This is a genomic window from Moorena sp. SIO2C4, from assembly GCF_010672485.1.
Taxonomy (GTDB): domain Bacteria; phylum Cyanobacteriota; class Cyanobacteriia; order Cyanobacteriales; family Coleofasciculaceae; genus Moorena; species Moorena producens.
This window is the reverse complement of sequence record NZ_JAAHGN010000168.1, coordinates 1-9745: the sequence shown is the minus strand read 5'-3', so window position 1 is coordinate 9745 and position 9745 is coordinate 1. Positions and strand designations below refer to the sequence as shown.

Annotated in this window: 11 protein-coding genes; 8 read left to right on the top strand and 3 right to left on the bottom strand. The window is 41.6% G+C overall.

The features are described from left to right. Nucleotides 1-114 precede the first annotated feature (114 nt). Nucleotides 115-1128, bottom strand: coding sequence for a phosphate ABC transporter substrate-binding protein PstS (pstS, locus tag F6K20_RS11715; protein WP_287266703.1), 1014 nt, complete (start codon nt 1126-1128; stop codon nt 115-117). 573 nt (nt 1129-1701) lie between these two features. On the opposite strand from pstS, the gene F6K20_RS11710 reads away from it, so the two are divergent. The 6 genes from F6K20_RS11710 to F6K20_RS11680 all read left to right on the top strand — a co-directional run bounded on the left by F6K20_RS11710 (nt 1702) and on the right by F6K20_RS11680 (nt 7593). Then, nucleotides 1702-1878, top strand: a complete 177-nt coding sequence (locus F6K20_RS11710; protein WP_287294777.1) for a hypothetical protein — start codon at nt 1702-1704, stop codon at nt 1876-1878. Nucleotides 1879-2144: 266 nt separating this feature from the next. Further along, entirely contained in the window at nt 2145-2885 is a 741-nt protein-coding gene (locus F6K20_RS11705) for a GIY-YIG nuclease family protein (RefSeq protein ID WP_287294775.1), read from the top strand. Nucleotides 2886-3448: 563 nt separating this feature from the next. Next, a complete protein-coding gene (locus F6K20_RS11700) occupies nt 3449-4402 on the top strand; it encodes a peptidoglycan-binding protein (RefSeq protein ID WP_287294773.1) in 954 nt (317 codons plus the stop codon). A gap of 598 nt (nt 4403-5000) precedes the next feature. Next, entirely contained in the window at nt 5001-6056 is a 1056-nt protein-coding gene (locus tag F6K20_RS11690; protein ID WP_083373903.1) for a DUF389 domain-containing protein, read from the top strand. A 278-nt stretch (nt 6057-6334) separates the two neighbouring features. After that, nucleotides 6335-7039, top strand: a complete 705-nt coding sequence (locus tag F6K20_RS11685; protein ID WP_287266697.1) for a DUF488 domain-containing protein — start codon at nt 6335-6337, stop codon at nt 7037-7039. A gap of 107 nt (nt 7040-7146) precedes the next feature. Further along, complete coding sequence (locus F6K20_RS11680; RefSeq protein ID WP_287294770.1) at nt 7147-7593, top strand: DUF488 domain-containing protein; 447 nt, start codon at nt 7147-7149, stop codon at nt 7591-7593. A gap of 218 nt (nt 7594-7811) precedes the next feature. Here F6K20_RS11680 and F6K20_RS11675 read toward each other — a convergent pair whose 3' ends face one another. Next, nucleotides 7812-7949: a hypothetical protein gene (locus F6K20_RS11675; RefSeq protein ID WP_287254516.1), complete on the bottom strand. Its 138-nt coding sequence runs from the start codon at nt 7947-7949 to the stop codon at nt 7812-7814. 60 nt (nt 7950-8009) lie between these two features. Here F6K20_RS11675 and F6K20_RS11670 point away from each other — a divergent pair, with 60 nt between their 5' ends. After that, entirely contained in the window at nt 8010-8720 is a 711-nt protein-coding gene (locus F6K20_RS11670; protein WP_287294768.1) for a dual OB domain-containing protein, read from the top strand. Nucleotides 8721-9233: 513 nt separating this feature from the next. Continuing rightward, complete coding sequence (locus F6K20_RS11665; protein WP_287294767.1) at nt 9234-9437, top strand: hypothetical protein; 204 nt, start codon at nt 9234-9236, stop codon at nt 9435-9437. A 68-nt stretch (nt 9438-9505) separates the two neighbouring features. Here the strand turns inward: F6K20_RS11665 and F6K20_RS11660 are convergent. Beyond that, the coding region (locus tag F6K20_RS11660; RefSeq protein WP_287294765.1) for a hypothetical protein at nt 9506-9745 on the bottom strand (240 nt) is incomplete at its 5' end.

The following is a 9745-nucleotide window of genomic DNA, read 5'->3' as shown; positions in this document are numbered from 1 at the left end:
TGGAACGGGCATCTTGGTGGAACGGGCATCTTGGTGGAACGGGCATCTTGGTGGAACGGGCATCTTGGTGGAACGGGCATCTTGCCCGTTACAATAACCCACCCTACTCCACTACTATGAACCAACGGTGATGTTTTGATTCACTGCTTGAATGGCTTGGCGAGCAATATCCTCTGGAATCCTGGTGTACCCTAGTTCCCCGTTGAGGTCCTGACCTTTAGTGAGAATCCAATTAACCATATCTTTTATCCCCTGGGCTTTGGCCTGATTGGGGTACTTCTGGTACAGTAGCAGCCAAGTTAGACCCACAATTGGATAACCATCGGCTGGATCGTTAAGTTTGAGGGTGAAGTCCTGGTTAAACTCCACATTGACCAGCCCTTTACTGGCTTGGTCAAGGCTAGGCTTGATATAGCGACCCTCTTGATTTTCAATCCTAGCGCTAGGGAAGTTGTTTTCTACAGCATAATTAGCCTCTACATAGCCAATGGCACCGTCAATCCGCCGCACTTCCCCAGCTACTCCACCATTTTGAGGACGGCTTGAGAAGACCTTGAAGCCCCAATCTGGTGTTGGGCTAGGTTTGATCAGACCATGGGTAATCGCACTCAAGTACTTGGTGAATATGAAACTGGTACCGCTACTATCTGAGCGCACAACAACTTTGATGTCTCTTCTGGGCAGGTAAGTGTTAACTTGCTTCCAATTACCAATTTGACCAGTAAAGATTTTCCCTAAAGTATCGCGAGATAGTCTGACAGAAGTCACTACACCTTGGAGATTGTAAATGACTGACACAGCTCCCCCCGCTGTTGGCACCATTTGCAAGCCCCGTTTCATCTGACTTTTTTCCTCATCGGTTGGGGGCATATCAGTGCCAGCGAAATCAACAGACTCGTTAATGAATTCCTCAATACCAGTACCACTGCCAATGGTACTGTAATTTACATTAACGCTGGTTTCTTGTTGGTATTGGGAAAAGTAACGCTGGTAAAGGGGTTGGGGAAATGAAGCACCGGCACCAAACAATGGTATTGCACTTGCTGCCTTGAGTGAAATTAATACAATGGCAACTGTAACTGTTAAGGTTATCAATGTCCGACGGGACTTGATTAGAGTTAAAATCATTATATTAATTCTCATAGTAATGAGGTACAAATTTTAGGGTTTTATGGTTTTAGGGAGTAGGGAGCAGGGAGAATGGAGCAGGGAGTGAGGCTACGCTAAGCGAACGTAAGAGGTAATAGGTAAGATGCAAGAGGCAAGAGGCAAGAGGTAATAGGTAAAAAATCCTGTGTACCTCATAGCTATAATAAAAGCTATAGTCTAGAAATATTAAGGATAATTCAAGGGGTAAGCTATCAGCTAATGCGCTACGCGCACCCTATGGGAATAGCTTATGGTTATGGGAAAACCATGACGTTTAAATTTTTGTTAAGTGATTTGGATTAGCTCCGACCGCACCTTAAGTGAAGCAGGGATGATAGTTGCTGGAGTTATGGGATTGGCCAAAAGGCCACGCTACGCGATCGCTTTTGTAAATGTTGCGTAGCTGGAGTTATGGGATTGGCCTTTTGGCCACGCTTCGCGATGAAGCTTCGCTTCCGCTAAAAGCGATCGCATCCTCCTCTACCAGATGTTCGTGATGGGGGGTGATATAACCTCTGAAAATATCAAAAACACTGGCATGTCCAGTAAGCGATGGGAAAAGGTGTTGAACAGGTAGGTATTATAACCAACAATTACATCCGATGGAACTATGCCCACTTCCTCGACTATGCCGCCGATCGCATCTTCCTACAAAAAGTAGGAGGAGGTTACATCTTTATCCACCGGATGCTGATGGAACACTTTGCCGAGATGAAGCTTGAGAATTGATAGGTTACTATAGCATTTTGATTTGAGATGTCAACAATAATATCAACCAGTATTTGATCAGCCGATTGTTATTTAAAAAACTATCTTAATTTCTAATACATTGTTTCCTCATTCCCAGGAAAATTATTAACAACAAGCCTGATCTATAGTAGAACCTGAATATCGCGTAGTGTTGGCTGTGCCGATCTAACCTTTTTGTAGTTTTCCGGAACGCATCCTTTAACTCTTGTAGATACTCTTGAATTTTCAAAGAGGGTGATTACCAATTGACTCAGCAAAAAATCGAGTACGTTTACTTGATTGTGGAGCTTCAACCCAATCAACAGCCGACTGGGCGCTACAAAATTGAAAAAACTTCAAGTAGACCGGAGGAAAGACTAGCTCAACTGAGGACTTCAAGTACTTTTAATCTTGAGGCTTACTATTTGATGCCCTGCTGGGACTCTAGTGGATTAGAAAAACATCTTTATGACAAGTTTAAAGATTTTAAAGATTTTCGATGTAAGTCTAGAGATACAAAATTGTTCAATTTAAAAAACGACAACAAATACAACATTTATGACGTTGTCAAAGAGATTAACTCATATGTTGAAAATTATGCTACTTCTGAACCAGGAGACTCTAAAGGAAATCCGATCGTCGGAGTATTTCTGTTGCTATTATTGGGTATTGGTCTTATTGAAAACCCACCTAGTCTTACAAAAGATCAAAGGAACTATCATGCCGCGTGGAATGTTTTTATTAGTAAAAATATGGATGCATTTGAACAGTATACTCAGGCTCAAGAGAAATTTCAAAAATTGGCAGACTCTTCTAGTCATGAATGTGTAAAAAAATATGGTGAGGATATGGTTGCCGTCATTTCTGAATCTAAAACTGTTTTGAGTAGTACTGGGGGAGATTACCGTCAAGCTTGGAAAATATTTGAATCTCTCCGGGAACAAGTATGGCCAAAACAACCTGTCTGTAAGAAAATAATGGATGATATAGATAAGAAAAATAATTAATTAATTATTTTTTCGGTAAAACTTGGATTTGCAGCGATTGCCGTCTCTTAGTTATGATTGCAATCGCTTTTCCCTTTTGCCTGTTCAATACATCTGGCACGATCTTTAATTATATCAAATTTAATCACTAACGAGTCCTTTAAAAAGTACCCCCAAGGGTACTGTCAAAGGATTATTGTATTGCTCATAATCAAAATAGTACTGAAATCTTATTGCACCTAAATAGTTAGGGTAGGCAATTATTCCACTCTAAGATTAAGCTAGGGATAACTTAATATACCCTTCAGCTATTAGCTATCAGCTATCAGCTATCAGCCATTCGCGTAGCGTGGCCTTTGGCCAAGGCATGTGGCCAGACTACGGGAAAAGTTTATGCCCATAGCGCAAAATACTTGAGCTGCTTTTGAATAAAATAAGCTGACGGCTGATCACTGACGGCTGTTCGCGGAGCTTGCGCGTAGCGCTATATTGCCGAAGCTACGGCTAGTGACAGTGGTGCAAGATTTCAGGGAAAGCAACTAGAGTAAACCATTGAGTTAGGTATATATCCTAAATTTATAGTTATGAAAGACTATAGCACTCTCGAAAGCAATCTCGAATCAGAACAAACCGATTTTTGTGAAGATTGTCACCAAATTAACCTGATAGATAATCAACTTGAAACCCTGATCCAGACACAAGCGATCGCAAAAAATCGATTAACTACTGTTCGACAGGCTCCTGGCTGCTCTACCTCTGTCCTGCGGGGACTAGACCAGCAGCTGATTGATCAAATAAATAGCATCGCACCCAATAGCTTGGTAAGTTTTGCTGACCTAAATGTGGCTAATGGTCCAGCAGTTCACCCTTTCCTTCAGGCAGCAGCTAAGCAGTCCTTGGCACGGGCAATTAAGGCTCGTGGTCGCACCCTTTCGGTCAATTCTGGTTACCGAACTATTGCTCAGCAACTAATGCTATTCAATCATGGTAAAGTTAGACGCTGTGGTATTGGTGTGGTTGCCCCTCCTGGTAGAAGTAATCACCAGAGTGGTTTAGCCCTAGATATTAATGACGAGCAAGGCTGGAGACCCTATCTAGAGCGAGAGGGTTGGAGGTGGTTTGGACCTGCGGATAGGCCTCACTTTGACTATATTGGCAGAGGTACACGAAACATTCGTCCTCTTGCCGTTAAAGCGTTTCAGCGACTCTGGAACCAATATAATCCGGACAAACCCATTGCTGAAGATGGGATTTACGGACGAAATACTGAAGCGCGACTAAATCAAGCCCCCATAGTTGGCTTTGGAGAAACTAACGAATCTCTTCCAGAAAGAAGACTCAGCCTGACTAAACCTTATCTCGAAGGTGATGATGTTCGCGAACTTCAGGAAGCTTTAGTTAAAGCAACTATTACTGTCGAAGTAGATGGCGTTTTTGGTCCCGCTACTAAGGAAGCTGTTAAGGAATTCCAGAAGCTAAAAGATTTAACAGTAGATGGAATTGTCGGAGCTGCAACTCGGTCGGCTCTGGGATTGTGAAGTTATAGCAACAGAAGTATAGTTGACGACATAGTATTTGCGTTTAAAGGAAACAGGGCATAGGGAATAGGAAATAGAAATATGTCTTAATCTTTACTTCGACTGCTATATTTGTGAACTTATTATCTCTCTTCTGCCTAGAGTGACAGAAGAGAGATAAAATCAGATGAGTAAAATTAGGATTAAGTCTACAAACTAGTTAAAGGTATCAACTACTAAGCCGAAGCCAGTGCTTGCGATCGCTTCTGCTTGTGCCTGCACTCGTGCCAACAGTTGAGAGCCTCAGATCCGGACATCAACCGGTAAATTGCGCTGATTAACTCACCCACATAGCTTAGAGCACTAAGGGTTACCGATCCAGTTATTAAGATTAGTAGCCAATTGATCAATAACTGTTGAATTAGTGAAAAAATAGAATTCATTGACAATCGTCTCATTTAATAGTAATGACTGGTAGGAGCAGTAACGTTACCTAATGATTATCCGATCTACCAGTCAGATTGTGAAGTCGTTAATTATACCTTACTTAGTGTCAATTGTCAATACCTGTTGGTGAAAGATAATTTAGCTCAATAGTCGGGAGCATCGTCTATTATCTATGGAAAAGGAAAACCAAAAGAATCAAAAGAATCAAAAGACTAAAACTAGAGTCTCCAAAACCTTGAATCTTTTCAGGAACTTTGGCTTAAAGGCAATTCCAATTATGATGGTAAGGAATTCTCTGGTTGAGGAATCAGAACTTACCCTCAATTTCTTAGTCTTAATCATTAGCTCTTGCTTAATTGCTACATTTGGACTAGTGCTCGACAGTGCTGCGGTGATTATTGGAGCGATGATTATTGCTCCTCTGATGTTGCCTTTAAGAGGATTGTCCTTTGCTACCTTGGAAGGAGATTGGCAACTGTTACGGAGTAGTTTTGTTTCCATTGCTGTAGGCACCGTACTGGGGATAAGTTGTTCTTGGTTAGTTGGTACAGTTATCGGATTCCCTGAATTTGGAGCCCAAGTTTTAGCAAGAACTCAACCTAATCTGATTGATTTACTAGTTGCGATCGTGGCCGGGGGAATTAGTGGTTTCTCTAAAATTCGTCCGTCTTTAGAAGATGCGGTACCAGGGACAGCAATTGCAGTAGCCCTCATGCCTCCCCTTTGTGTCGTTGGGTTAACCCTATCCCAGGGAGAATGGGCCTATAGTCAGGGCGCATTTCTCCTCTATATTACTAACCTGATTGGGATTAACCTAGCTTGCATGATCGTCTATGTCTTTAGCGGGTATGCTCAGAGTACTGAACTCAGCCGGTCTTTAAACTGGGGATTCTCGTTAGTGCTGATTGCTGTATTAGTCGTGCCCCTAGGACTTACCTTTTGGGACGTGCTTGAGCAAGGAAGAGTTGAGGAGCCAGTTCAGGAATTGATTAATAAGAGTCGAGTGTTTAACAAACCAGGTATAACAGAAGTTTCTACTTGGAAGATCAATCGGAAAACTAATCCTCCTTCTATCGAAATGGATATCCGTTCAACAAAACCGATTACATCGGAACAGGTACAGAGGTTTGAGGATTCGGTTAATATTAAGCTAGGTAAACCCTTTAAAGTGAGAGTTGAGGTTACTCCATTTATACCAGTGGAATCGCCTAATCCTAAACCTAATTAACTTGAATTGGAGTAAGCATTCAGCTGTCAGTGGTCAGCTGTCAGCCTAATGCTTACAGCGGTTTTAAATTCGGTCAGGTACAAAGTTATGGGTTTTAGGGAGCAGGGAATCGGGAATCGGGAATCGGGAATCGGGAATCGGGAAAAATACTGTGTACCTCACTTATGATTATAATTGCTATAATTTGAGCATAGTTTACCTTAGTAAAACGGATCAAGTGATATTTATTTGATGACATAAAAGGACACAAATAATGGCAATAATGGAGCTTTTTGGGGATGATTAGTAAAATTAGTAATACTGGTAGTAATACTGGTAAATTATTCACTATTGGTCATTCTAATCTCAGTATTGAAGATTTTATTGCTTTACTGAAGCAGCACGAAATTACGGCGGTGGCTGATGTGCGATCGCATCCTTACAGCCGTTACTTACCTCATTTTAGTCAAGCCCCCCTCAAGGCGGAACTATTGTCAGCAGGAATTCGCTATGTCTTTCTGGGTAAGGAGTTGGGGGCAAGACCGGCTGATCTCAGTTGTTATGTTGGTGGTAAAGCGTTATATGAAAAAATTGCCGCCACTGACCTGTTTTCAGCGGGTCTTAAACGGGTAATTCAAGGGGCTGAAACTTACCAAATTGCCTTGATGTGTGCTGAAAAAGACCCGATCACTTGCCATCGGACAATTTTAGTCTGCCAACATTTAGTGAAATCCGGTTTAGAGATTAATCATATTCTAAATGATGGCAGCTTAGAGTCCCATCAGGAGTTAGAAGAAAGGCTGCTCAGCTCTCATGGGTTAAGTGATTCCCAAATCAATCAACCGAAGCAACTTTCCCTATTTGATGACCCGACATCTATGGATAACTGGGAGAATTGCTCTCGGGAGGATAGACTTAAGGAAGTTTATCATAGGCAAGGGGATACTATTGCTTATCAAGTAAGCAGTCAGCAGTCAGCAGTCAGTGGTCAGCCTAATGCTTGAAATAAACCTTTCGTAGGGTGGGCATAGCGCTATAGCTGATAGCTGATAGCTGAGAGCTGAGAGCTGAGAGCTGATAGCTGATAGCTTGCCTTATCAAGACCCTGACTATGAATAAAACTATTAATTTATTTACAATTGGGTTTACTAAAAAGAGTGCTCAACAGTTCTTTGAGCTTCTGATTAATGCTGGAGTAAGGCGAGTTATCGATACGAGACTGAATAATAAATCTCAATTAGCTGGTTTCACCAAAAAGACGGATTTTGAATACTTTTTGCAGCAAATTGGGAATATTGACTATATACATCGTCTAGAATTGGCTCCGACTAAGGATATCATAAATACCTATAAAAAAAATAATGGTGATTGGGAAACCTACGAAAAACAGTTCTTAGAATTAATTACAGAGCGTGAAATCGAAAAGACAGTATCACCAGATTTATTAGATGGTAGCTGTCTGCTGTGTAGTGAACCTACTCCCCATAACTGTCATCGCCGTTTAGTAGCAGAATATCTGAGTCAAAAATTGGGAACTATAAAAATAGTTCACCTATGATTTATCCCAAATCCTCTTTGCTAAGACCATAGAAAAGCATCAGTCAGCTATCAGCTATCAGCTCTCAGCTATCAGCTCTCAGCTATCAGCTCTCAGCTCTCAGCTCTCAGCTCTCAGCTCTCAGCTCTCAGCCATCAGCCATCAGCTATCAGCTATCAGCTATCAGCTATCAGCTATCAGCTATCAGCTATCAGCTCTCAGCTATCAGCTCTCAGCTCTCAGGCATTCGCCTGTGGCGAAGCTACAGCGAACAGCTTTTGAATAAAATAAGCTGACCGCTGACCGCTGACCACTGACCACTGACCACTGACCACTGACCGCTGACCACTGACCGCTGACCGCTGACCACTGACCACTGACCGCTGACCGCTGAATGCTTACGTCTAAACTAACCTTACTTGGGATTAGATAGCAGCATGACTCAGATTATTTGCTTGGCTAACTCCTGGAAGCGTGGCGAGAGATGTATCGCTGGAATTAATTCCCTTAAACGTCAATGGATTCGTCCTGTATCTGATTTACCGGATGGTCGCATTCCGAAACCAATGCGTCAGATTGCGGGAAGGGAACCAACTTTACTGGATATTTTAGATATTCCTTTGGCTAAAACTGGACCCGACTTTGGCTTTGAGTATGAAAATCTTTTGGTATTACCAGGACAATGGCGACGAGTAGGACAAGTTCCCGCTGGATATCTCAATAAGTTTTGCAGCCGGGAAAAATACATTCTCCATAATAATGAGCGCTATGTAACCGTGAATTTCTTGCAGTCATTACCGGTAGAGCAACGCTGTACACTACAACTGGTGAAAGCTGTGGAGTTCTTGGTTCAACCTATTGGTGTCAGAGATAAGGGTGTAGAAAAATGGGAAGGTTCACTGGTAACAGATTGTGGACAAGAATTGACTGCTACGATTACTGACCCCGTATTTGTTAGGCATTTAGAGTTAGGGTATCGACCGCAAAATCATTGTTTGGTTACGGTTAGTCTCAGCATGCCTTGGCGACCTGATTATTGGAAAAAAGATGGTGACCCTTGTTGGAAGTTGATAGCGGGTGTTATTGAATTACCTAACAAATCAGGGAATAAACTGAGAATAGGAATGGATGATGAGCTTCCTTTTTAGGAATTCAAGTAGGGTGGGCAAAGTAAGATAATCTAGAGTATTCAGAATAATCCAACAGTTTTTGCCCACCATAAAAGTCAAATAAATACCAATTCAAGTAGGGTGGGCAAAGTAAGATAATCTAGAGTATTCAGAATAATCCAACAGTTTTTGTCCACCATAAAAGTCAAATAAATACCAATTCAAGTAGGGTGGGCAAATTAAGATAATCATTAATACTAAAAAAAAATAAACTGTTTTTGCCCACCCTACAACCTAAATGATAACAATTTTATTTCTTTTTGCTACAGAGGATACGGGAATTAGGTCATAAGGTGATAAACTGATAATGTAAGGCGGTGATATAGGGGATTAAGGTGTACCAATATTTTGTGTAATTGGTATTACTAGGAACGAATGCGATCGCATTCTACTAACTAGCTTCCTATAATCAACTAAATCATTCCTTTACAATTGTTTACCATTGACGAAAGTTAATGGATAATCCCCAAGTAACCATGGGAGACCCTAGTGATGCTAGTTGAGTTCAGCGTAGAAAATTATCGCTCATTTAAAGAGCGCCAGACCTTGAGCATGGTGGCATCTAATAAAAAAAGTGGGCGGAATAGCAATAGTTTCCCGATGCCTAATGTCAAGTCTCTGCGCCTACTCACCAGCGCTGTGGTCTACCAAAACTTCTTGAAATGTGAGAGCCTTGTGTCTTTAGACCGAGGGTGAAACAGAGAGACTGGGTTGACCCAGTCGTGTCTCTAAGCGTCTTTCTTTATTTCAGATCTAATAATTTTTTATACAAGTTCTCCCACACTGGTATTTGATTCTCTAGCTGATAATTGAAGCCACTTCCAAGTAGTCCCAGTTAGCCAAACGGTATGGGGCTTCTTCAATTCATAATGATGTACGGGTACTCCCCGCATTCTTTTTCTGGTTTTCCACTCATTTATTGTTGACATCTTCAGAACCAACCTCTCTACTAAGAGTATATAAAAAAACAAGGAGGTGATGACAAGTGTACAAGACAATTCCAG

Bases quoted from the DNA above. Each gene is read 5' to 3' on its own strand.
- pstS (WP_287266703.1), bottom strand. From the start codon at position 1,128: ATGATTTTAACTCTAATCAAGTCCCGTCGGACATTGATAACCTTAACA.
- F6K20_RS11710 (WP_287294777.1), top strand. From the start codon at position 1,702: ATGGGAAAAGGTGTTGAACAGGTAGGTATTATAACCAACAATTACATC.
- F6K20_RS11700 (WP_287294773.1), top strand. From the start codon at position 3,449: ATGAAAGACTATAGCACTCTCGAAAGCAATCTCGAATCAGAACAAACC.
- F6K20_RS11690 (WP_083373903.1), top strand. From the start codon at position 5,001: ATGGAAAAGGAAAACCAAAAGAATCAAAAGAATCAAAAGACTAAAACT.
- F6K20_RS11685 (WP_287266697.1), top strand. From the start codon at position 6,335: ATGATTAGTAAAATTAGTAATACTGGTAGTAATACTGGTAAATTATTC.
- F6K20_RS11680 (WP_287294770.1), top strand. From the start codon at position 7,147: ATGAATAAAACTATTAATTTATTTACAATTGGGTTTACTAAAAAGAGT.
- F6K20_RS11670 (WP_287294768.1), top strand. From the start codon at position 8,010: ATGACTCAGATTATTTGCTTGGCTAACTCCTGGAAGCGTGGCGAGAGA.
- F6K20_RS11665 (WP_287294767.1), top strand. From the start codon at position 9,234: ATGCTAGTTGAGTTCAGCGTAGAAAATTATCGCTCATTTAAAGAGCGC.